Below are 22819 nucleotides of genomic sequence, written 5' to 3' on the forward strand. Positions count from 1 at the left end.
TCTCACATCTCACGGGCGATGGAGCGGATGAGCTTCTGCGACTCGTCGGCAGGAAGCGCGGACCCCTCCATCAGGTCCAGCAGTGCACGATAGTTGGCGATTGGCGTGGGGGAGTCAACAAAGTGGGGCCCATACGCTGAGTCCAGTTGGACCGTGTCGACCTGAGAGACGGTCCCCTCTGCGTAGAGGATGGACTGCCCGGCGCCGTGGAAGCTGCCCGCGCTGAACGGGACCACCAGCAGTGTGATGTTGTCGCGGTCGGCGGCATCGGTCAGGTACTCAAGCTGGGACTGGGCCACTTCTCGTCCGCCGAACTGCATCCGCAGCGCCGCCTCGTGGATGATGCCGAGGTACGGGGTGGGGTTGTCCCGGTCGAAGATGCCTTGGCGGCCAAGGCGGTGCGCAACGCGCAGTTCGATCTCCAGGCGCGGCAGTTTGGGAACCACGAGATCGAAGAGCGCTCGGGCGTGATCTTCGGTTTGCAGCAGCCCCGGGAGGTGTACCGTCTGCGCCGTGCGGATACGCGTGGCGTAATTCTCGATCTCAGAGATATCCAGGAAGCCGTCCGGCAGCTTCCCCTTGTACTCCTGCCACCAGTGCTCGCTCCGGCGGCTGCCTGTCATCGAGGCCAACGCCTCGACAAGTGCTTCATCTGCGCAACCGTAGTTGCAGGCGAATTGGCGGACCCGTTCTTCGCTCAGCCTCGTGCGGGCAGCCTCCACGTTAGAGATCATGGTCCGGTCCACACCGAGCATGGCGGCGGCTTGTGGGATGGAGATCCCTGCCTGCTCGCGCATGCGTCGGAGTTCTTTCGCGAGGCGGCGCTGACGGTAAGTCGGAGCGCTTCTTGGTGACATGGACCCTCTCTCTGCTGTGCGTGGCAAGGGTGGCAGGGGCGGTATGTCGCGGTCTACTGAGTCGCATAGAGATTCACTCGTTTGTGTTTATCGACTCACAAGTTACTCGCGATGCCCTACGTTATGAGTCGCACTACTCGCTCACGCCACCGCCTGCAACGGAAGCGCACCGTTCGCCCCTGCCCGGGAGGGCGAACGGCACTGACACCGTTGCGTCACTCGACACAACGAGCGGCGGCGCCCGCGAACACCGCGTACCGCGAACCCGAACCCCCGCACCGGAGGTGCCGCGTGACCCCGTTTCCGCCACCGCTGCTGTTCACCGAGCCCTGGGAGTACGAACTCCGCTTCCCCCGTGACCCTCGTGGCCCGGGGATCGTCCGGGCCACGCTGCGCGCCGTGCTGACGGCGCACGGGCTGCGTGAACTCGTCGAGCGTGCGTCCCTGCTGACGTCTGAGCTGACCACGAATTCCGTCCGTTACTCCGGTAATTGCGCCTCCGTGCGCCTGCTCTGGCTGCACCCCGTCCTCCGTGTGAGCGTCTCGGACGCCGATCCCGAACTGCCCGAGCCGCTGAAGCCGTCGGCCGACTCGGTCGAGCTGGAGAATGGGCGCGGCCTGTTCATCCTTGACGTCCTCGCCGATCGCTGGGGCGGCTGCGCCATCGGTGAGGAGCCGTTCGGGCTCTGCGGCAAGACGCTGTGGTTCGAGTTGTCCTGGGGCGGGCCGCCGCCGACCCCGGTCCCGGCGCTCGCTGCCTGAGTGCTGGGAGCCCGGTCACCCGCTATGGTGAGCGCCCCGCCCGTTACAGGACGCGAGTGCCCGGCGGGAAGTCCGCCCGGGTTTCGGGCATGGGATCGCGCCAAGCCGGGACCGAGCCGGGACCGTCGTCGGGGCGCGTCCGGCGGTGAGGCAAGCTGGGGTGCATGGGAACGCATCTGATCACTGGGGCAGGCTCGGGCATCGGCGCGGCGGTCACCGAGCGGCTGGCCGAGCGCGGCGAGGAGCTGTGGCTGCTGGCGCGGGACGCCGGGCGGGCGAAGGAGCTGGCGGAGCGGTTCCCGGGGGTGCGGACGGTCGTCGGCGACCTGGCGGACCCGGACCGGCTCTCCTGGGCGCTGGGCCACCAGACGCTGCCCGACCGGCTCGACTCGCTGTTGCACATCGCCGGGGTGGTCGACCTGGGTGAGGTCGGTGAACTGACCCCGAAGGCGTGGACCCGCCAGCTCAACGCCAACCTCGTGGCCCCCGCCGAGCTGACCCGCCTGCTGCTGCCGCAGCTGCGGCTGGCCCAGGGGCATGTCATCTTCGTCAACTCCGGCGCCGGGCTGCGCGCCGGCGCCCAGTGGGCCGCGTACGCCGCCAGCAAGCATGGGCTCAAGGCGCTGGCCGACGCGCTGCGCTGGGAGGAGAGCGGCAACGGCCTGCGGGTGACCACCGTCTACCCGGGGCGTACGGCCACCCCGATGCAGCTGAAGGTGCACCAGCAGGAGGGCAGGGAATACCACGCGGAGCTCTGGATGGAGCCCGGAACGGTGGCGACGACCATCCTGACCGCGCTCGATCTGCCGCGCGACGCCGAGATCACCGACCTCCAGGTACGCCCGCGCGGCTGAGTCGTCTCGGCAGCGGAGGCCGGCTGCGGTTCGGGTGCGCCCCGCAGGGGCGCGGGGCTGTGTCGATGTGCGGCTCCGCCGCGTGGGCGCGACCAGCCACGACGACGCGGCAGACGACCGACGGCGTACCGGGGGCACCTCCGAATCCCGGGCACCCCCAGCGGAGCGCTTAGGCTTCCCGGGTGAGCGACAAGAGCACCAACACGCACCACTGGGGCCCGGGGGCCGCGAGCGGCGTCGGGTCGATGCCGGGCGGCGACGCGCGGGAGGCAGTGAAGACCGTCACCGGGTCGCTGGAGGCCCTGCCGTATCTTCCGGAGCTGCCCGCGCGGGGGCCCGGCGCGGACATGATCGGGCGCACCGCAGGGATGCTGGTCGAGCTGTACGCGCATGTGGAGCCGAGCGGCTGGCGGATCAGCGACCGGCCGGGCCGGGACACCCGGCGGGCCCGCGCCTGGATGGGCGAGGACCTCGACGCGCTGGAGGAGTTCACCCAGGGGTACCAGGGGGCGCTCAAGGTGTCGGCCGTGGGCCCCTGGACCCTGGCCGCCTCCCTCGAACTGCGCGGCGGTGAGGTCGTGCTGAGCGACCCGGGCGCCTGCCGCGATCTGACGGCCTCGCTCGCCGAAGGGTGCCGAGCCCATCTCGCGGAGGTGCGCCGCCGGGTGCCGGGCGCCGAGGTGGTGCTGCAGCTCGACGAGCCGTCGCTGACCTCGGTGCTGCGCGGGAGCGTCCGCAGCGCCAGCGGCTACCGCACCCACGCCGCCGTGGACCGGGGCGTGGTCGAGGGCGCGCTGCGGACTCTGGTGGAGGCGGCCGGCGGGCCGGTGGTGGTGCACTCGTGCGCGCCTGCCGTGCCGTTCGGGCTGCTGCGGCGCGCGGGCGTGGAGGGGATCTCCTTTCCTCTGTCGCTGCTCACGGAGAGTGAGGAGGAGGCGATCGGGGAGGCCGTGGAAGGCGGTACGGCGCTGCTCATCGGCGCGGTACCCGGCACCGATGCTCCATTGTCGGACCCTGCCGGTAGCGTCAGTGGTGTCAGGACGTTGTGGCGCAGGCTGGGGCTGTCACCGGAGACTCTCGCGGAATCCGTGGTGATCACCCCGTCGTGCGGGCTCGCGGGCGCGTCGCCCGGGTACGCCCGCGCCGCGCTGGCCCACTGCGTCCAGGCGGCGAGATCGCTCGCGGACAACCCTGAGTAACGGGAGGACGACACGGTGGCCGGCGAACAGCAGTCGAAGGTCCCCGCCGAGGTGCGGGAGAGGCACGCCAGGCTCGCTGAGCAGATCGAGGAGCACCGCTTCCGGTACTACGTGAAGGACGCGCCCGTCGTCAGCGACGCGGAGTTCGACAAGCTCATGCGCGAGCTGGAGGCGCTGGAGGAGGAGACCCCCGCGCTCCGTACGCCCGACTCGCCGACCCAGAAGGTCGCGGGGGCGTACGAAACGGCGTTCTCCGAGGTCGAGCACCGCGAGCGGATGCTCAGCCTGGACAACGCGTTCGACGACGACGAGCTGGCCACCTGGGCGGACCGCATCGCCAAGGAGCTGGGCAGCGGCGCGTACCACTTCCTGTGCGAGCTGAAGGTGGACGGCCTCGCGGTCAACCTCACCTATGAGCACGGGCGGCTGACCCGTGCCGCGACCCGCGGCGACGGCCGCACCGGCGAGGACATCACCCCCAATGTGCGCACGATCGCCAAGATCCCCAACCGGCTGACGGGCGACCGGATCCCGGCGCTGGTGGAGGTGCGCGGCGAGGTCTTCCTGGCCCGCGAGCGGTTCGAGGAGCTGAACGCCGGGCTGGTCGAGGCGGGCAAGCCGCCGTTCGCCAACCCCCGGAACGCGGCGGCGGGTTCGCTGCGCCAGAAGGACCCGAAGGTCACCGCGTCCCGGCCGCTGGACATGGTGGTGCACGGCATCGGCGCGCGCGAGGGCTTCGACATCGATCGGCTGTCGCAGGCGTACGAGCTGCTGCACGAGTGGGGGCTGCCCACCGCCGCCCACTTCACAGTGGTGGACACGATCGAGGCCGTGCGCGAGTACATCGCGTACTACGGGGACAGCGAGCACCGGCACTCGGTGGAGCACGAGATCGACGGCGCGGTCGTCAAGCTGGACGAGATCCCGCTGCAGGGTCGGCTCGGCTCCACCTCGAGGGCGCCGCGCTGGGCGATCGCCTGGAAGTTCCCGCCCGAGGAGGTCAACACCAAGCTGGTCGACATCCGGGTGGGCGTGGGGCGCACGGGGCGGGTGACGCCTTATGCGGTGGTCGAGCCGATCACGGTCGCGGGCTCGGAGGTCGAATTCGCGACGCTGCACAATCAGGATGTCGTCAAGGCCAAAGGTGTGCTGATCGGTGACACCGTGGTGCTGCGCAAAGCGGGCGACGTCATTCCGGAAATCCTGGGCCCGGTCGTCGATCTCAGGGACGGCAGCGAGCGGGAATTCGTGATGCCGGCCGCCTGCCCCGAGTGCGATACGCCGCTGCAGCCCGCCAAGGAGGGCGATGTCGATCTGCGGTGCCCCAACAGCCGGTCCTGCCCGGCGCAGCTGCGCGAGCGGATTTTCTATCTCGCCGGGCGGAAATCCCTGGACATCGAAAACCTCGGCTATGTCGCCGCGGCCGCCCTCACTCAGCCGCTGGAACCGACCGATCCGCCGGTGAAGGACGAGGGTGATCTGTTCGACCTGAAGATCGAACAATTGCTGCCCATTCGGTCGTATGTACTGGACCCGGACAGTGGACTGCCCAAGCGCGATCCGGAGACCGGCGAGGAGAAGGTCGTCACCTTCTTCGCCACCCAGAAGGGCGAGGCGAAGAAGAACGCCCTGGCGATGCTGGCCAATATCGAGGCGGCCAAGGAGCGCCCGCTGGCCCGGATCATCACCGGCCTTTCGATCCGTCATGTCGGCCCCGTCGCCGCCACCGCACTGGCCCGTGAATTCCGCTCGCTGGACCGGATCGCCGAGGCGGGCGAGGAGGAGCTGGCGGCCGTGGAGGGGGTGGGACCGACCATCGCCGCCTCGGTCAAGGAGTGGTTCGCGGTCGACTGGCACCGCGAGATCCTCGAGAAATGGCGGCGGGCCGGGGTCCGGCTGGAGGAAGAGGGCGGCGAGGACGAAGGCCCTCGTCCGCTGGAGAGTCTCACCGTCGTCGTCACCGGAACGCTCCAGTCGTACACCCGAGATGGGGCCAAAGAGGCGCTGCAGAGCCGTGGTGCCAAAGTCACCGGATCGGTTTCGAAAAAGACCGATTTCGTGGTAGTCGGCGACAATCCGGGCTCCAAGTACGACAAAGCCATGCAGGTGAAGGTTCCCGTGCTCGATGAGGACGGATTTGGCGTCCTCCTCGAACAGGGGCCGGACGCGGCGAGAGAGGTCGCGATGACGCCTCCGGAAGAGTCCGCGGAGTAGCACCGATGGTTCGTGGAGCGGCGGTTGGAGTAGCCGCTCCACCCATCCGGCGCAGTGGTCCGGCCATCTTGTCCGCCCGGTGGGTGCAAAGCTGGCCGGATTACGACTGGGAGCACTTCCCGGGTACAGCCGGCGGGCATCACCCTTACAGCGCATAGCAGAAGGTCATGGATCGTCGAGCGGCATTCGGGGAACCGTCGCCGATCGCCGCCCGTCTTCCCCTTCTGCCGCCTACTGTTGAGGTGTGCGCCCGCCGTGGCGCTGGCACCGCCGGCTGTGAGAGGGACGGGTATGAAACCGACCGAAAGCGCCGCCCCGGCGTCGCGGCTGCGCCGGGCCGTGCTGCCCGCGTTGCCGGCCGCGGCGGTCGCCATGGCGGCTTTCGCACTCGGCATCGGGGTATTCCGAGTGCTCGACGCGGGCAATGCGCTCTTTCCCGACGGCACCGTGGGCTGGTCGCTCGCCGTGCTCACCGGAATCATCGTCGGCCATCTGGTCGCCCTCGGGCGCGACCGCTGGTGGGGCGGCACCGGTTCCGGGGCCGCGTTAACCCTGGCCGCGCTGCTGCTCTACGGCTGGGTTCCGGCCGTGCTGGTCAGCCTCGCCGTGGTCGTCCTGGTCGGCGCCGCCCGCCGGCACCGGTGGCGGCAGGCCGCCCTGCACGGCGCGGTCGACATTCTCGGGGTCGGCGCGGCCGCCCTCACCCTCGCCGCCTTCGGCACCACTCCCTCGGTCGAACAGCCCTGGCGCACCGACACCTGGGACGTCTCCGCCATCCCCCAGACGGCCCTGGCCGCCTTCGTCTATCTCGCGGTGACCCGCGCCCTACTGTGGTGCTCCCTCGCCCCGCCCGGCGCCGGACTGCCCACCGTCGCCCGCACCGCCCTCTTCCGGCAGGGCCTCGTCGGCATCGCACTGCTCGGCATCGCCCCCCTCATCGTGGTCGTCGCCGGGGACACCCCGCTGCTGCTCCCGCTGTTCGCGGTGCCGCTGGTCGCCCTGGACTCCACGCTGTGGATCGCCCGGGTCCGCGCCGAGGAGCAGCTGCGCGACCCGCTCACCGGGCTGCCCAACCGCCAGTGGCTGCTGGAGCGCACCTGGACCGCGCTGGACGAGTCCGAGCGGGCCGGCACCCGCACCGCGCTGGTCCTGCTGGACCTCGACCGCTTCCGTTCGGTCAACGACACCCTGGGCCATCTGGCCGGTGACCGGCTGCTGCTGCAGATCGCCGAGCGGCTGCGGCTCGCCCTGCCCCGCGGGGCGGAGGTGGCCCGGCTCGGCGGCGACGAGTTCGCGGTGCTGCTGCCCACCACCGACTCGCTCACCAGCGCCCAGCGCAGCGCCCGCGTCCTCGTCGGCGACCTCGGCTCCCCCCTCGATCTGGACGGACTGACCCTGGTGCTGGAGGCCAGCGCCGGGGTCGCCGTCTACCCCGACCACGCACTGGACGCCGAGGGGCTGCTGCGCCGCGCCGACGTCGCGATGTACCAGGCCAAGCGGGACCGCAGCGGAGTCGAGTTGTACGAGGCCCGGCGGGACGGCAACACCCCGGACCGGCTCGGTCTGCTCGGCGATCTGCGGCGCGCCCTGGACGCGGGCGACGTCGAGCTGCACTACCAGCCCAAGGTCGGCTTCGACGGTCATGTGGCGGGCCTGGAGGCGCTGGTGCGCTGGGTCCACCCGGACCGGGGCAGGGTGCCGCCGGACGAGTTCATCTCCATGGCCGAGAGCTCCGGGCTGATGCCCCGGCTGACCGAGTACGTCCTGGAGACGGCGCTGGGCCAGGTCGCGCGCTGGCGCGCCGACGGCCTCGAGGTGCCGGTCGCGGTCAATGTCTCGCCGCGCGACGTCCACACCCCCGGCTTCGCGGGCGCGGTCGCCGGGCGGCTGGCCCGACACGGCGTCCCGGCGGGCGCCCTGCAGCTGGAGATAACCGAGCACGTCCTGCTGGAGGACCCGCAGCGGGCCGCCGACACACTGGCCGGGCTCACCGGCCACGGCGTGAAGATGTCGCTCGACGACTTCGGGACGGGTTATTCCTCGCTGGTCCATCTGCGGCGGCTGCCGGTGAGCGAGCTCAAGATCGACCGTTCCTTCGTGGCCCGGCTGGCCGTGGACAACGAGGACGCCGAGATCGTCCGCTGTACGGTCGACCTCGCCCACTCGCTGGGCCTGCTCGTGGTGGCCGAGGGCGTCGAGGACGACGAGACCTGGGAGCGGCTGCGGGATCTGGGCTGCGACGCGGTGCAGGGCTGGCTGGTGGCCGCCGCGATGCCGCCCGATGAGACGACGGCGTGGCTGCGGGCGCGGGGCGAGGGCGGCTGGCACCGCGAGCCGGCGGAGCCGTCGGACCAGGCGCAGGCTCCCGCGGAGGAAGACGCGGATCAGCCCGTGACATGAGGGCGCTGCGCCGCCCCCTGCGCCCCTGGGCGTTTCGTCGTCGGCCGCGGGCCGGTGGGTGCGTTGTGCCCCTCCTTTCCTCGCCCAGCTACCGCTGGGAGGTGCCCCCTCGCGGAGGGAGCCATGACGCGGGTGCGCCAAAGCCTTTCGCGCGCCGTGTGTGGAGAGCCATAGGATTGGGGCCGAAACACTCCACACTCACTTTGAGGATCGCTGCATGCCTGGCATCACGCGCGAGGAGGTCGCCCACCTCGCCCGGCTGGCGCGTCTGGAGCTGAAGGCCGAAGAGCTGGACCACTTCGCCGGACAGCTGGACGACATCATCGGCGCGGTCGCCCGCGTCTCCGAGGTCGCCGACCAAGACGTACCGCCGACCTCCCACCCGCTGCCGCTGACCAACGTCATGCGCGCGGACGAGGTCCGTCCGTCCCTGACCCCGCAGCAGGCCCTGGCCTGCGCCCCGGCCCAGGAGCAGCAGCGTTTCAAGGTGCCGCAGATCCTGGGGGAGGAGTGACCACCGTGACCGACCTGACCAGGCTCACCGCGGCCGAGATCGCCGCCCAGATCGCCTCCGGAGAGGTCACCGCCGTCGAGGTGACCGAGGCGCATCTCGCCCGTATCGAGGCCGTCGACGAGAAGGTGCACGCCTTCCTGCACGTGGACCGTGAGGGGGCGCTCGCCCAGGCGCGCGCCGTCGACGCGAAGCGGGAGCGCGGCGAGGAGCTGGGCCCGCTGGCCGGTGTTCCGCTCGCGCTCAAGGACATCTTCACCACCAAGGGGATCCCGACCACGGTCGGTTCCAAGATCCTCGAAGGGTGGATCCCGCCGTACGACGCGACGGTCACCCAGCGGCTGCGCGACGCGGACGTGATCATCCTCGGCAAGACCAACATGGACGAGTTCGCCATGGGGTCCTCGACCGAGAACAGCGCGTTCGGCCCCACCGGCAACCCCTGGGACCTCACCCGTATCCCCGGCGGCTCCGGCGGCGGCTCCTCCGCCTCGCTGGCCTCCTTCCAGGCCCCGCTCGCCATCGGCACCGACACCGGCGGCTCGATCCGCCAGCCGGCCGCCGTCACCGGCACCGTCGGGGTCAAGCCGACGTACGGCGGGGTCTCCCGCTACGGCATGGTGGCCTTCTCGTCCTCGCTCGACCAGGGCGGCCCCTGCGCCCGCACCGTGCTGGACGCGGCGCTGCTGCACGAGGTCATCGCCGGGCACGACCCGATGGACTCGACCTCCATCGACGAGCCGGTCCCGGCCGTCGTCGAGGCCGCGCGCAACGGAAGCGTGCGCGGCATGCGCATCGGTGTCGTCAAGGAGTTCGCGGGCGAGGGCTACCAGGCCGGCGTCATGCAGCGCTTCAACGAGTCGGTGGAGCTGCTACGGGAGCTGGGCGCCGAGGTCGAGGAGATCTCCTGCCCGTCCTTCGACAAGGCGCTGGCCGCGTACTACCTGATCGCGCCGTCCGAGTGCTCGTCCAACCTGGCCCGCTTCGACGCCATGCGCTACGGCCTGCGGGTGGGCGACGACGGCACCAAGTCCGCGGAGGAGGTCACAGCGCTCACCCGCGCGGAGGGCTTCGGCGCGGAGGTCAAGCGCCGGATCATGCTCGGCACCTATGCGCTCAGCTCCGGCTACTACGACGCGTACTACGGCTCCGCGCAGAAGGTCCGTACGCTGATCAAGCGTGACTTCGAGAAGGCGTTCGAGCGGGTCGACGTGCTGATCTCGCCGACCACCCCGACCACCGCCTTCCCGATCGGCGAGCGCGCCGACGACCCGATGGCGATGTATCTGGCCGACCTCTGCACGATTCCCACGAACCTCGCGGGGAACGCGGCCATGTCACTGCCCTGCGGTCTGGCGCCGGAGGACGGTCTGCCGGTCGGACTGCAGATCATCGCCCCCGCCATGGCTGATGACCGGCTCTACAAGGTCGGCGCCGCGGTCGAGGCCGCGCTCGCCGACAAGTGGGGCCACCCGCTGATCGAGGAGGCGCCGTCACTGTGAGCGACGCACGCGCGGCCGCCCGGCCGCGGATGACGTTGAAAGCCGCACCTCTGCGCCGCGTGGGCGGAGAAGCGAACGGAGAGACGCTATGAGTGCGATCAAGAAAGCCAAGGGCTTCAAGAAGTCCCGGCCCGGCACCTACCTGTCCATCGCGGGCTCGCTGTTCGGCGCGGTCAGCGTGGCGAAGCAGGTCAAGAAGGCCCGCTTCGAGAACGACAAGCTGCAGCTGGCCGACGCGGTGGTCTCGGCCGCCGCCATCGTCACCGGCGTCGCCCTGCTCGTCCGCGAGCTCAAGCGCATGGGCGACGACGACGTCCTCGCGGACTGAGAGGTTAGTTTTTCCGTGACCGTCACTGAACTGGTGTCGTACGAGGACGCCCTGGCCGCCTACGACCCCGTGATGGGGCTCGAGGTGCATGTCGAGCTCGGCACCAAGACCAAGATGTTCTGCGGGTGCTCCACGGCGCTGGGCGCCGAGCCCAACACGCAGACCTGCCCCACCTGCCTCGGCCTGCCCGGCTCGCTTCCGGTGGTCAACGCGACCGGCGTCGAGTCCGCCATCAAGATCGGGCTCGCGCTCAACTGCGAGATCGCCGAATGGTGCCGCTTCGCCCGGAAGAACTACTTCTATCCGGACATGCCGAAGAACTTCCAGACGTCGCAGTACGACGAGCCGATCGCCTACAACGGCTATCTGGACGTCGACGTCGACGGGGAGGTCTTCCGCGTCGAGATCGAGCGCGCCCATATGGAGGAGGACACCGGCAAGTCCACCCATGTGGGTGGCGCGACCGGCCGTATCCACGGCGCCCAGCACTCCCTGCTCGACTACAACCGGGCCGGTATCCCGCTGATCGAGATCGTCACCAAGCCGATCGTCGGCGCCGGGGAGAAGGCCCCGGAGGTCGCCAAGGCGTACGTGACCGAGCTGCGCGAGCTCATCAAGTCGCTCGGGGTCTCCGAGGCGCGGATGGAAATGGGCCAGATGCGCTGCGATGTGAACCTGTCGCTGCGCCCGCACGGCGTCGAGAAGTTCGGCACCCGCTCCGAGACCAAGAACGTCAACTCGCTGCGGTCGGTCGAGCGGGCGGTGCGCTTCGAGGTCCAGCGCCATGCCGCGGTGCTGGGCGACGGTGGCACGATCATCCAGGAGACCCGTCACTTCCACGAGGAGGACGGCTCCACGACCTCCGGCCGGGTCAAGGAGGAGGCGGAGGACTACCGCTACTTCCCCGAGCCCGACCTGGTGCCGGTCGCCCCCACCCGTGCCTGGGTGGAGGAGCTGCGCGGCGGGCTTCCCGAGCTGCCGCGGGTGTACCGCAACCGGCTGCGGGAGGAGTGGGGCCTGTCCCGGCACGAGATGCAGTCGGTGCTCAACGCGGGTGCGATCGACCTGATCACCGCCACCATCGACGAGGGCGCCCCGGCCGACCAGGCCCGTAAGTGGTGGATGGGCGAGCTGGCCCGCCGCGCCAACGAGGACGGTGTGGAGCTCGCGGCGCTGCCGATCACTCCGGCGCAGGTCGCCCGGGTGTGCGCGCTGGTCAAGGAGGGTTCGCTCAACGACAAGCTGGCCCGCCAGACGATCGAGGGCGTCCTCGCGGGCGAGGGCGGCCCGGACGAGGTCGTCACCAACCGCGGGCTGAAGGTCGTCTCGGACGAGGGCGCGCTCGGCACCGCCGTGGACGAGGCGATCGCGGCCAACGCGGCCATCGCCGACAAGATCCGCGGCGGCAAGGTCGCGGCGGCGGGTGCGCTGGTCGGCGCGGTCATGAAGGCCACGCGCGGCCAGGCGGACGCGGCGCGGGTGCGTGAGCTGATCCTGGAGAAGCTGGGCGTCGAGGGCTGACGTTCCTCTCTCGGTCCGTGACGGCGGCGGGGTGCGTGAGGACGCACCCCGCCGCCGTCGTATGCGCGTTCCGCACTCCTACGGGGTGTCCGGCGGACCATGCGGCGGAGCCGCATATCGATCCGAGGCTCCGCCGCGTGGCCCGCCGCAGGCGCCACGATCCACCGGACCCCCCTAGAGCAGCAGCGGCTCCAGATGCGGCACCTCGAACCCCTCGTCGTCGAACGGGTACAGCGGCCGCGCGAGGCGCCGGTGGCCCAGGCGGGCCAGATCCTGGTCGACGCCGCCGGGGGTGAGCGCGAGCCGCCAGTCGGCCGCCAGGTCGTACAGCTCGGGCTCCAGATAGCCGATCTTGACGACGACGAGGTCATGGTCGCGCGGATCCAGCTCGCCGAAGTCGGCCAGGGTGTGGAACGGTTTGCGGCGGCTGACCAGGACCACCGTGACGCCCCCGTGCCGCACCGCCGCGAGATCCCCGCCGACCGGGTCGTCCCGGCGCAGGGCGACCACCTCGCCGGTCAGCTCGCAGGGCTCGGCGTGGTCCGCCGTCCCCCGGCTGATCCCGCCGCCGACGCGGAGCCGGACCGTCGCGCCCGGCCCGGCGGCGAAGCACTCCGCGACCGCCGCCGGATCGGTGATCCCGGGGTGCAGGGCGGTGGCGCGGCCGGCGGCCAGATCCTCGTTGGCCAGCAGCCGGCCGAGCATATAGGCGAGGTCCCCGGCGCCTCCGGCCGTGGGATTGTCGCCGGAGTCGCTGATCAGGAAGGGGCGGGCGGAGGAGGCGACGGCCTCGGCGATGCACGCGTCGGCGCCGCCGGTGGGGCCGACGAAGGCGAAGTCGCGGCGTACATCCCAGTACTCGCGGGCCAGCGAGCGGGTCTGCTCGACCGCGAGCACGGGGTCGTCGCCGGTCACCACCACGGCCGCCCGGCAGCGCGGCTCGTCCGCCCAGGCGTAGCCCACCCAGATCGCCGCGTCCACGACGCCGTCCATCGCCTCCACGGCGGCCAGCCGCTCGTACAGCGACTTGGCGGGCTCCAGACGGGTGCTGGTGCGCTCACCGGGCAGCAGCACCGGGATCTGCACCCAGGCGAGATGCGGGCGGCCCCGGCCGGAGCCGAGGCGCTCCACCAGCTTGCGGGCGGCGCGCTCGCGGGTCTCCCAGGCGTCCTCGTGCGGGGCGAGACGGTGGGCGGTGAGCAGATCCAGCCGGCCGGCGAAGCGGCGGGAGACATTGCCGTGCGGGTCCATGGCGGCGGAGATCAGCGCGTCGGGCCCGATCGCTTCCCGTACGGCCTCGGTGAGATCGCCCTCGGCGTCCTCCAGGCCCACCACGCTCATCGCGCCGTGGATGTCGTACACCAGCCCGTCGAGCGGACCGGCCCGGCGCAGCCGCTCGATCAGCTCGCCCTTGATCCGGTCGTAGGTCTCGCGCTCGACCGGGCCGCCGGGGAGCGCGACGGCGTGGAGGAGGGGCACCCACTCGGCGCGCCCGGCCAGATCGGCGTCCGACCGGGTCCAGGCGTAGCGGTCCAGCAACTCCGCGTCGCGGGTGACACGGAAGTCGTCGTAGCCGGCGCGGTGCGGGCTGAAGGTGCTGGACTCGATGTGCATACCGCCGATGCCGATACGCGGGCGGCGGCCTCGGGACGCGGCAGGAGTCATACTCTCCGACTTCCCGCTCATTCATGTGGTGAAGCCCACAAAGGGGACAAAGGATCTTATCGTCCTGGCAGAGTGCTCAGGTCACAACCCCATCACGCCGCCCCTGGCGCCCGAACCGGAAGGCAGCCATGGCCGCACTCGCCCGCTGGTGTCTCAGGCGGCGCGCCATCGTCATCGCGCTGTGGCTGGCCGCCTTCGCGGGGGTCGCCGCGGCGGCGGCCGTGACCGGGTCCGCGTACTCGAACGACTACGACATCCCCGGCACCGACTCCTCCAAGGCCTACGCCCTGCTGGAACGGAGCCTGCCCGACCGGGCGGGGGACAGCGACACCATCGTCTGGCACACCGAGGACGGCGCGGGCACCGTACGCGCGCCGGGGGTCGAGCGGCGGATGACGGCGGCGCTGCGGCAGGTCGCGGACCTGCCCGGCGTCGCCTCGGTGACCGGCCCCTACGGCTCCGGGGACACCAGCCGGATCAGCGCCGACCAGCACACCGCCTACGCCACCGTGGTCTTCCGCGAACCCGCCGCCGACCTGGGCGAGGCGGAGGTGCGCCGGGTGCTGGACACGGCGCGCTCCGCCGCCTCCGGCGCCCGGGGCCTGGAGGTCGAGATGGGCGGTGTGGGCGCCGGGCTCACCGAGCGGACCGGATCCGCCCATCTGAGCGAGGCCATCGGGGTCGGCGTGGCCGCCGTGGTCCTCTTCCTCGCCTTCGGCTCGCTCGCGGCGACGCTGCTGCCGATCGCCACCGCGCTCATCGGCGTCGGCACCGCGTACGCGGCCATCGGGCTGCTCGGCCACGCCATGACCATCGCCGACTTCGCGCCCATGCTCGGCATGCTGATCGGCCTCGGCGTGGGGATCGACTACGCGCTGTTCATCGTCACGCGGCACCGCAGGGGGCTGCGGCGCGGGCTGTCGGTCGAACAGGCCGCACAGCGCGCCGTGGTCACCTCGGGGCGCGCGGTGGTCTTCGCGGGGGCGACCGTCTGTCTCGCGCTCCTCGGCATGCTGGTCCTGCGGCTGTCCTTCCTCAACGGGGTGGCGGTCGCGGCGGCGCTCACCGTCGCCCTTACGGTGGCCGCCTCGCTCACCCTGCTGCCCGCGCTCCTCGGCCTGATCGGCATGCGGGCCCTGAGCCGGCGGGAGCGCAGACGGCTGGCCGAGCGGGGGCCGGAATCCACGGCGACCAAGGGCCTGTGTGCCCGCTGGGCGATCTGCGTCGAACGCCACCCCAAGCTGCTGGGCGCGGCCGCGGCCGCCCTCATCGCGCTGCTCGCCCTCCCCACCTTCTCGCTCCACCTGGGCACCTCGGATCAGGGCAACGGACCCTCGGCCTCGACCACGCGACGGGCGTACGACCTGCTGGCCGACGGGTTCGGGCCAGGTTTCAACGGGCCGTTGACGCTGATGGGCAGCATCGACGGGGCCGACGACCGTATGGCCTTCACCCAACTGCCCGAGGTCCTGCGCACCATCGACGGAGTCGCCTCGGTGAGCGCCGCCGACCTGGGCGGGGGCGGCGATACCGGCGTCATCACGGTCGTTCCCAAGACGGCCCCGCAGTCGCGGGCCACCTCCGACCTCGTCGGACGGCTGCGCGCCGAGGTGCTGCCCCGGGCTGAGGAGGGCAGCTCGCTGCGGGTGTACGTCGGCGGGCTGACCGCGGGCTACGACGACTTCGCCGCGGTGATCGTCAGCAAGCTGCCGCTGTTCGTGGGGGTGGTGGTGGCCCTGGGAAGTGCGCTGTTGCTGCTCGCGTTCCGCAGCATCGGCATCCCGATCAAGGCGGCGGTCATGAATGTGGCCGCCGTCGCGTCGTCCTTCGGCGTGGTGGTCGCGATCTTCCAATGGGGCTGGGGGAGCGAACTGCTGGGGCTGGGCAGGGCGGGCCCGATCGAGCCCTTCCTGCCCGTGATCATGGTGTCGGTGCTCTTCGGGCTCTCCATGGACTACCAGGTCTTCCTGGTCAGCCGGATGTACGAGGAGTGGCGGCGCACCCGCGACAACCGCACCGCGGTCCGGGTGGGGCTCGCCGAGACCAGCCGGGTCATCAACTCCGCGGCCGTCATCATGATCGCGGTCTTCTCGGCGTTCGTGCTCAGCGGTGACCGGATCATCGCCATGTTCGGCATCGGGCTGGCGGCCGCGGTCGCCCTGGACGCCTTCGTCCTCCGTACGCTCCTGGTGCCCGCGCTGATGCATCTGCTCGGGGGCGCCAACTGGTGGCTGCCGGGCTGGCTGGAGCGGCTGCTGCCGAAGATCAGCATCGAGGCGGAGGGCGACGGGGAGGGACGGGCCTCGGGACCGGTGCCGGTGCCCCTGCCGCTGCCGGGGCAGTCGGGGAGCGGGGCGGCGCGTGCCGGTACGGAACGGTCGCCGGTTCCCTGAGGGCTCCCTGTGCCCTCCTCTGCCCCCTAAGGACCCTCTTCCGCCCTAAGGACCTTCCGCAGGCTTCCTCAGCCGTGCGGGCAGGGTGCCTAAGGCCCTGGGCGGAGCGAAGATCGGGCAGCCTCCCGATGTGCCGGGCCCTCCTGGACGACGAGAGTGGACGCATTCCGCGAAACCCTCGTCACCAGGGAGAACACCATGCTGCACCACGAATTGCACCGGATCCGCGAGGCCGAGCTGCTGCGGGAGGCCGCCGCTCACCGGTTGGTCCGCGACGCGGTGGAGGAGTCCGGCGGCCGGTCGGCTGAGCGTGAGCCCGGAGGGCGGGTGAGGCCGGTCCGGCGGTGGCGCGGCCAACGCTCACCACGGTCGTACCGCACGGCGGCCTGAGGGAGGCCGGGCCGTGCGGCTCGTCATGGGCGCCGGGGCGGGGGCCGAGGCGGCAGGTGCCGGGGCGGGGGCTGAGGCAGCGGGTGCCGGGGCGGGGGCTGAGGCAGCGGGTGCCGGGGCTGAGGGAGCGGGAGCCGGTGCCGCGGGGGCCGGAAAAGCCGGTGCCGCGGTGTCAGGGCCCTGTGCGATGCTCGACGACGTGTTCACCACGTCTGTCAGCCCGGTGTTCGTCGGTCGCGCCCAGGAGCTGGCCACCCTCGAGGACGCGCTGGCCCGCGCCACCGCGGGCGAGCCGCAGGTGCTGCTGGTCGGTGGGGAGGCGGGGGTCGGCAAGACCCGGCTCATCGACGAGTTCCTGGCCTCGGCCGTGGCCGCGGGGGCCGTCGCGGCGGTCGGCGGCTGTGTGGAAATGGGGGCCGACGGGCTGCCGTTCGCGCCCGTGTCCACGGTGCTGCGCTCACTGCGCCGCAAACTGGGCACCGAGCTGGACGGGGCCGCCGCCGGGCAGGAGGGCGAACTGGCCCGGCTATTGCCCGAGTTGGGCGAGACCGACCGCGCGTCACACGACGGGGACGGCCGGGCCCGGCTGTTCGAACTCACCGTAAGGCTGCTGGAGCGGCTGGCCGCGGAGCGCACGCTCGTCGTCGCCATCGAGGATCTGCACTGGGCCGACCGCTCCACCCGCGAACTCCTCGGCTATCTCTTCCGCTCGCTGCTCAGCGCCCGCCTGCTGGTCGTGGCCACCTACCGCTCCGACGACATCCACCGCCGCCATCCGCTGCGCCCCTTCCTCGCCGAGGTGGACCGGATGCGCGAGGTGCGGCGCATCGAGGTGTCCCGCTTCACCCGGGGCGAGGTGCACGCCCAGCTCACCGGGATCAACGGCGCCGAGCCGGAGCGCGACCTGGTCGACCGGATCTTCAAGCGCAGCGACGGCAACGCCTTCTTCGTGGAGGAGATCGCCCGCTCCCTCAACGAGGGCTGCAGCACCGGGCTCAGCGAATCCCTGCGCGATCTGCTGCTGGTGCGGGTCGAGGCGCTGCCCGAGGAGGCCCAGGGGGTGGTGCGGATCCTCGCCGAGGGCGGCTCCTCCGTGGAGTACGAACTGTTGCGGGCGGTCGCCCGGCTGGGCGAGGACGAGCTGATCGACGCGCTACGGGCCGCGGTCGGGGCGAACATCCTGCGCCCCACGGCCGACGACAGCGGCTACCGCTTCCGGCATGCGCTGGTGCGCGAGGCCGTCGTCGACGATCTGCTGCCCGGGGAGCGCTCCCGGCTCAACCGGCGCTTCGCACAGGCCCTGGAGGCCGAGCCCGCGCTGGTGCGGGCCGATGAGCGGGCAGCCAGGCTGGCCAGCTACTGGTACCACGCACACGACCCCGCCAAGGCCCTGCCCGCCGTGCTCCAGGCGTCCGTCGAGGCCCGGCGGCGGTACGCCCACGCGGAGCAGCTGCGGCTGCTGGAGCGGGCCATGGAGCTGTGGGAGGACGCCCCCGAGGAGATACGGGAGGCGCAGCGGCCCGTGGACTACGCCGAGGTGTACCCCGCCCGCGGCTGTGAGGACCAGGCGCTGCGCCAGCTCGATCTGCTCGCCGAGGTGGTGGTGGCCGCGCATATGTCCGGGCAGCGGGAGCGGGCGCTGGCCGTCGCCAAGCGGGCACTGCGGGCGCTGGACGGAAGCGATCATGACCCCTTGCGGGCCGCCTGGTTCTGGACCCAGCAGGCCAAGCTGATGGAGGGCCTGGCACGCGGGGACGGCTGGGCGGAGCTGAGCCGTGCCCAGGAGCTGGTGCGCGGGCTGCCGCCGTCCCCCGTGCACGCCGACGTCATGGCGCAGGTGGCGGGCTGGACGATGACGCATCGGCCCGGGCCGGAGGGCCTGGCGGCCGCCGAACGGGCGGTGGAGCTGGCCCGGATGGTCGGCGTCGAGAGCACGGAGCTGAACGCCCGGCTGACGCTGGGCTACTTCACCGGTGACTCCGGCGACACCGAGCGCGGGCTGGCCGAGATGCGCGAGGTCTGCCGACGGGCCGTGGCCCTCGGCGACATCAGCGTCCTGGGGCGGTGTTATGTCAATCTCGCCTCGGCGCTGGAGGGGGTCGGCCGGTCGGCCGAGGCGGTGGAGACCGCCGAGGAGGGCGCCCGGATCCTGGACCGCGTCGGCCTGGTGGACTCCCGGGCCTGGGTGTACGGGAATCTGGCCGAGTCGCTGTTCTCCCTGGGCCGCTGGGACGAGGCGCAGGTGGCGGCCCTGAAGACCCGGCGGCTCGCCCTCGGCACCAAGCCGCGGGGCACCGCCGCCAACCGGCTGGCCCAACTGGCGCTGGCGCGCGGCGAATGGGACACCGCCGAGCGCGAGCTGGCAGCCGCCCGCGAGCACTATGGCGCCCACGACCCCGAACCGCAGTACACCCTCCAGGCCGCGGGCAGGGGCATCGAACTCGCGGCGGCGCGCGGCCGGATCCTGGAGGTCCGGGCCGTGCTGGACCAGGTCGTGGAGGCCGGCTTCCCGACCGGGATGCAGCGCTACGCCTGGCCGCTGCTGTACACGGCCGCCGCGGCCGAATCGGCCGCGCGCGGACTGCCCACGGCCGAGCCGGGCCGGGGCGAGGCGCTGGCCCGCCTCCGGGCCGCCGCGAAGCGGGTGGCGCAGCCCGTGCCGGTATGGCGGGCCTACGCGGCGATGCTCCAGGCCGAACTGGAGCGCGCCGAGGGCCGGGACCGGCCCGACCTCTGGGCCGAGGCCACGGACGCCTTCGCCGCCCTGGACCGCCCGTATCCGCTGGCCCGCGCCCGTCACCGCTGGGCGGAGGCGCTGCTCGCCCCGGGCCAGGGCACCTCGGCCCAGGCCGATCGCGAGCACGCCGCCGAACTGCTCGTCCAGGCACATGCCGTGGCCGACTGGCTGGGCGCCCGCCCGCTGCGCGAGGAGATCGAGCTGCTGGCCCGGCGCGCCCGGCTGCCCCTGGCGTCCGCCGCGACCCGCCCCGTGCTCGACGCGTCCCTGCCCCGCGCCCCCGCACTGCCCCCGGCCCCGGGCTCTCCGGCCCCGGGTGCCCGGGCCCCGGGCTCTCCGGTCCCTGCCGCCGAGTCCGCCAAGCCCGTCGATCCGGCCGAGGAGCTGGGGCTGACACCCCGGGAGCGGGATGTGCTGCGGCTGGTCGCCGCGGGGCGCAGCAATCGCCAGATCGCCGAGGAACTCTTCATCTCGCCCAAGACGGCGAGCGTCCATGTCTCCAACATCCTGGCCAAGCTGGGCGTCTCGAGCCGGGGCGAGGCGGCCGCCGTGGCCCATCGGCTGCGGCTGGTCGACGGCCTGACCGACGGCGCGGGGGCGCGCTGAGCTGACGGGATGCGCATGCCGACAGGACGTACTGGGCAGTAACGGGACGAGCCCTGACGAAATTCGCGGGGCGTTGACCGGACGCATGGAGGTGCTGACGCGATGCGCACGCTTGATGGGATGCGCGCTAACAGGACGCACGGGGCGTTGACCGGACGCGCGCGCTGACCGGACGCGGCGGCGCTCACAACCCGCGCTGCGCGCTGACCGTCTGCCGGGTCAGCCCTCTTGGCGGGGGCGGATCACCACCCGGCCGGAGTCGAGGTCCACAGGGCCCTTCCCCGGGTCGCTGCTGCCCGTCTCGTCGAGCGTGTACTCCAGCCGGTTGCGCTCTTCCTCGGTGTGCTTGCGGCCGGGTGCGAACAGTTCCTCGATGAGGTTGAACATGACGACCCCCGTAGGCGTGCGGCTGCTGCCAGTGTAGGCAGACCGCTCACAGAACGGGCACGCCGCGACATGTCCACCCGAACTCGGTGGCAGGATCGGCCGGTTCGCCGCCCGCTCGGCGGACTCTCTCCGCTCAGCGGACCTCACGCTCCCCTCAGCGGACCTCCAGCCGCAGGATCCGGTCGTCCTGCTTGCCCGGCTTGCCACGCCCATCGGTATTGCTCGTCGTCAGCCACAGCCCCCCGTCGTCCGCCGCCACCACGCTGCGCAGCCGTCCGTACTTCCCGTCCAGGAACGACTGTGGCTTCGCCACCGGCTTGTCGCCCTTCAGCGGAATGCGCCACAGCCGCTCACCGCGCAGCCCCGCCATCCAGATCGAGCCCTTGGCGAAGGCGATTCCGCTCGGCGAGGCGTCCTTGGGCTTCCACTGCTCGACCGGATCGACAAAGCCCTTCTTACCCGCTCGGCCCTCGACCTCCGGCCAGCCGTAGTTCTTGCCCGGCTCGATCGGGTTGAGCTCGTCCCAGGTGTCCTGGCCGAACTCGGAGGCCCACAGCCGCTTGTCCGCATCCCAGGCCAGGCCCTGCACATTGCGGTGACCCCAGGAGTAGACGACCGATTGGGCGTCCGGATTGCGGGGCGCGGGCTCGCCGTCCGGAGTCATCCGCAGGATCTTGCCGCCGAAGGAGTCCATGTCCTGGGCGAGCCCGCGGTCACCGCTCTCTCCCGTGCCCGCGTAGAGCATCTTGTCCGGGCCGAAGGCGATGCGGCCGCCGTTGTGGATCGTGCCCTTGGGGATGCCCTTGAAGATCGTGTCCGGGGCGCCCAGCTGATCGCCCGCGGGGCGCTTGTCGTCATACACCATGCGGACGATGCGGTTGTCCGAGTCGGTGGTGAAGTACGCGTAGACCATGTGGTCCGCGCCGAAGTCGGAGGAGACCGCCAGCCCCAGCAGCCCGCCCTCACCGGCGGCGGCGACGCCCGGGACGGACCCCACCTCGGTCTTCTTCCCCGTGTCCGCCGAGACCGTGAAGATCTTCCCGGTGTCCCGCGAGGAGACCAGCAGATCCCCGCCGGGCAGCGGCGCGAGCCCCCAGGGGGAGTCCAGCTTCGTGGTGAGCGTGCGCACCACCTTCACCGAGCCCTTCGCGGGCGCCGCGGACTCCGTCGGCGAGGGCGCGCCCGAGGAGCCCCCGCCGCCCGGCTTCGAGGGCGCGGACGAGCGGCCGCCCGGTCTGGTGATGCTGTCGCCGTCGGACGAGCAGCCCGCCACGAGCAACACCGCGGCAGCGGCGGCGAGTACAGAGGTCACGCGAGGACGTCGCACGGTCGGATTCCTCTCCATGGGCACGTGTGCCGCGGCACGGCACTGATTCTTATACACCGCTGCGCCGCGCCGGGTTCCCCTCCCCGGACCGGACCCGGACCAGGCGTGCATCCGGACCAGGCGCGCACCCGGACCAGGTGCCCTCCGGCCGCCCGCCCGCGGCACCTCAGTCCCATGACCCCCGCGCCGGCGGCAGCTCCGCGATCTCCGCGAGGTCCTCGTGCGAGAGCGGCACATCGGCCGCAGCGCAGTTCTCCGCCGCCCACCGCGCCCGCTTCGTTCCCGGCACCGGCACCACATGCGGCCCCTGCGCCAGCAGCCAGGCCAGGGCCACCTGCGCCGGGGTCACCTCGTCCCCGTGCCGCTGGGCGACCCGTCGCAGACCGGCCACGATCGGCTGGTTCGCGGCCATCATCTCCGCCGTGAACCGCGGATGCCGGGCCCGCGTGTCGTCCGGTTCGAAGCCCTGCCCCGGGGTCAGCGTCCCGCTCAGGAAGCCGTTGCCGAGCGGCATCGCCGCCAGGAAGCCCACCCCGCGCGAGGCGCACCACGGCACCAGCGCCTCCAGCGCATCGGGCGACCACACCGACAGCTCCGCCTGTACACAGCTGACCGGAAAGACCTGCTGGACCCGCTCCAGCTGGCGCACCGTGGCGTCGTGCATCCGCGCGCCCGACCTCCGCTGCGCCCGCGCACCCACGGCGCACAGCCCCAGCGCCCGCACCTTCCCTGCCGCGACCAGCTCCGCCATCGCGCCCCAGGTCTCCTCTATGGGCACCTCCGGGTCGGCCCGGTGCAGCTGGTAAAGGTCGATCACATCCGTCTGCAGCCGGCGCAGCGAGGCGTCGCAGGCCCGTTTCACATAGCCGGGCCGCCCGTTGGCCACGATGTGCTGCTCGCCCACCAGCAGTCCGCATTTGGTGGACACGAAGGCGTCCGCCCGCCGCTCCTTGAGCACTCGCCCCACCAGCAGCTCATTGGTGAAGGGGCCGTACATGTCCGCGGTGTCCAGCAGGCTCGCGCCCGAGTCGAGAGCGGTGTGCACGGCGCGCACCGAAGTCTCGCCACTGCGCTGCGAAGCGGTGTACGCCCAGCTCATCGGCATGCATCCCAGGCCGATCGCACCCACTTCGAGCGCCGCCGCTCCGATTTTCCTGCGCTTCACC

At 71.9% G+C, this 22819-nt stretch carries 17 protein-coding genes; 12 read left to right on the forward strand and 5 right to left on the reverse strand.

The window, feature by feature from the left end; genetic code table 11:
* Positions 1-2: 2 nt before the first annotated feature.
* Positions 3-857: a helix-turn-helix transcriptional regulator gene (locus AS97_RS31480; RefSeq protein WP_210566077.1), complete on the reverse strand. Its 855-nt coding sequence runs from the start codon at positions 855-857 to the stop codon at positions 3-5.
* Positions 858-1148: 291 nt separating this feature from the next.
* On the opposite strand from AS97_RS31480, the gene AS97_RS31485 reads away from it, so the two are divergent.
* From AS97_RS31485 to gatB, 9 genes are all read left to right on the forward strand, one after another.
* The gene (locus tag AS97_RS31485; protein WP_210566078.1) at positions 1149-1619 is read left to right on the forward strand and encodes an ATP-binding protein; all 471 of its coding nucleotides are present in this window, start codon (positions 1149-1151) and stop codon (positions 1617-1619) included.
* Positions 1620-1783: 164 nt separating this feature from the next.
* On the forward strand, positions 1784-2473 hold the full coding sequence (locus AS97_RS31490) for an SDR family oxidoreductase (protein ID WP_210566079.1): 690 nt from the start codon (positions 1784-1786) through the stop codon (positions 2471-2473).
* Between the two features lie 245 nt (positions 2474-2718).
* Positions 2719-3672, forward strand: a complete 954-nt coding sequence (locus tag AS97_RS31495) for a methionine synthase (protein WP_086706908.1) — start codon at positions 2719-2721, stop codon at positions 3670-3672.
* 15 nt (positions 3673-3687) lie between these two features.
* Positions 3688-5886: an NAD-dependent DNA ligase LigA gene (ligA, locus tag AS97_RS31500; protein WP_059144126.1), complete on the forward strand. Its 2199-nt coding sequence runs from the start codon at positions 3688-3690 to the stop codon at positions 5884-5886.
* Between the two features lie 291 nt (positions 5887-6177).
* Entirely contained in the window at positions 6178-8286 is a 2109-nt protein-coding gene (locus AS97_RS31505; protein ID WP_125760030.1) for a bifunctional diguanylate cyclase/phosphodiesterase, read from the forward strand.
* Positions 8287-8503: 217 nt separating this feature from the next.
* Positions 8504-8800, forward strand: a complete 297-nt coding sequence (gatC, locus tag AS97_RS31510) for an Asp-tRNA(Asn)/Glu-tRNA(Gln) amidotransferase subunit GatC (RefSeq protein WP_014055099.1) — start codon at positions 8504-8506, stop codon at positions 8798-8800.
* Between the two features lie 5 nt (positions 8801-8805).
* On the forward strand, positions 8806-10299 hold the full coding sequence (gatA, locus tag AS97_RS31515) for an Asp-tRNA(Asn)/Glu-tRNA(Gln) amidotransferase subunit GatA (protein ID WP_059144233.1): 1494 nt from the start codon (positions 8806-8808) through the stop codon (positions 10297-10299).
* Between the two features lie 88 nt (positions 10300-10387).
* On the forward strand, positions 10388-10627 hold the full coding sequence (locus tag AS97_RS31520) for a hypothetical protein (protein ID WP_014055101.1): 240 nt from the start codon (positions 10388-10390) through the stop codon (positions 10625-10627).
* Positions 10628-10642: 15 nt separating this feature from the next.
* Positions 10643-12148 carry an Asp-tRNA(Asn)/Glu-tRNA(Gln) amidotransferase subunit GatB gene (gatB, locus tag AS97_RS31525; RefSeq protein WP_210566080.1) on the forward strand — a complete coding sequence of 502 codons (1506 nt, stop codon included), beginning with the start codon at positions 10643-10645 and terminating at the stop codon, positions 12146-12148.
* 174 nt (positions 12149-12322) lie between these two features.
* Here the strand turns inward: gatB and AS97_RS31530 are convergent, their stop codons facing one another.
* A complete protein-coding gene (locus AS97_RS31530; protein WP_086706907.1) occupies positions 12323-13813 on the reverse strand; it encodes a M81 family metallopeptidase in 1491 nt (496 codons plus the stop codon).
* A gap of 128 nt (positions 13814-13941) precedes the next feature.
* Between AS97_RS31530 and AS97_RS31535 the strand changes: the two genes are divergently transcribed.
* From AS97_RS31535 to AS97_RS31545, 3 genes are all read left to right on the forward strand, one after another.
* Positions 13942-16206 (forward strand): MMPL family transporter, encoded by a 2265-nt coding sequence (locus AS97_RS31535; protein WP_125760028.1) that lies wholly within the window; start codon positions 13942-13944, stop codon positions 16204-16206.
* Between the two features lie 156 nt (positions 16207-16362).
* Entirely contained in the window at positions 16363-16596 is a 234-nt protein-coding gene (locus tag AS97_RS31540) for a hypothetical protein (RefSeq protein ID WP_059144131.1), read from the forward strand.
* A 187-nt stretch (positions 16597-16783) separates the two neighbouring features.
* Complete coding sequence (locus AS97_RS31545) at positions 16784-19939, forward strand: helix-turn-helix transcriptional regulator (RefSeq protein WP_210566081.1); 3156 nt, start codon at positions 16784-16786, stop codon at positions 19937-19939.
* A gap of 219 nt (positions 19940-20158) precedes the next feature.
* Here the strand turns inward: AS97_RS31545 and AS97_RS31550 are convergent, their stop codons facing one another.
* From AS97_RS31550 to AS97_RS31560, 3 genes are all read right to left on the reverse strand, one after another.
* Positions 20159-20326 carry a DUF6191 domain-containing protein gene (locus AS97_RS31550; RefSeq protein ID WP_185929974.1) on the reverse strand — a complete coding sequence of 56 codons (168 nt, stop codon included), beginning with the start codon at positions 20324-20326 and terminating at the stop codon, positions 20159-20161.
* A gap of 154 nt (positions 20327-20480) precedes the next feature.
* On the reverse strand, positions 20481-21671 hold the full coding sequence (locus AS97_RS31555; protein WP_185929973.1) for a PQQ-dependent sugar dehydrogenase: 1191 nt from the start codon (positions 21669-21671) through the stop codon (positions 20481-20483).
* 148 nt (positions 21672-21819) lie between these two features.
* Positions 21820-22818, reverse strand: coding sequence for an aldo/keto reductase (locus tag AS97_RS31560; RefSeq protein ID WP_059144134.1), 999 nt, complete (start codon positions 22816-22818; stop codon positions 21820-21822).
* Between the last annotated feature and the right edge of the window lies 1 nt (position 22819).

Source organism: Streptomyces sp. AgN23 (assembly GCF_001598115.1).
Lineage (GTDB): Bacteria > Actinomycetota > Actinomycetes > Streptomycetales > Streptomycetaceae > Streptomyces > Streptomyces antimycoticus.

Coding starts and splice junctions, on each gene's coding strand:
- AS97_RS31480 (WP_210566077.1), bottom strand. CDS start 857: ATGTCACCAAGAAGCGCTCCGACTTACCGTCAGCGCCGCCTCGCGAAA.
- AS97_RS31490 (WP_210566079.1), top strand. CDS start 1,784: ATGGGAACGCATCTGATCACTGGGGCAGGCTCGGGCATCGGCGCGGCG.
- AS97_RS31495 (WP_086706908.1), top strand. CDS start 2,719: ATGCCGGGCGGCGACGCGCGGGAGGCAGTGAAGACCGTCACCGGGTCG.
- AS97_RS31505 (WP_125760030.1), top strand. CDS start 6,178: ATGAAACCGACCGAAAGCGCCGCCCCGGCGTCGCGGCTGCGCCGGGCC.
- gatC (WP_014055099.1), top strand. CDS start 8,504: ATGCCTGGCATCACGCGCGAGGAGGTCGCCCACCTCGCCCGGCTGGCG.
- AS97_RS31520 (WP_014055101.1), top strand. CDS start 10,388: ATGAGTGCGATCAAGAAAGCCAAGGGCTTCAAGAAGTCCCGGCCCGGC.
- AS97_RS31530 (WP_086706907.1), bottom strand. CDS start 13,813: ATGACTCCTGCCGCGTCCCGAGGCCGCCGCCCGCGTATCGGCATCGGC.
- AS97_RS31535 (WP_125760028.1), top strand. CDS start 13,942: ATGGCCGCACTCGCCCGCTGGTGTCTCAGGCGGCGCGCCATCGTCATC.
- AS97_RS31545 (WP_210566081.1), top strand. CDS start 16,784: ATGCTCGACGACGTGTTCACCACGTCTGTCAGCCCGGTGTTCGTCGGT.
- AS97_RS31550 (WP_185929974.1), bottom strand. CDS start 20,326: ATGTTCAACCTCATCGAGGAACTGTTCGCACCCGGCCGCAAGCACACC.
- AS97_RS31555 (WP_185929973.1), bottom strand. CDS start 21,671: ATGGAGAGGAATCCGACCGTGCGACGTCCTCGCGTGACCTCTGTACTC.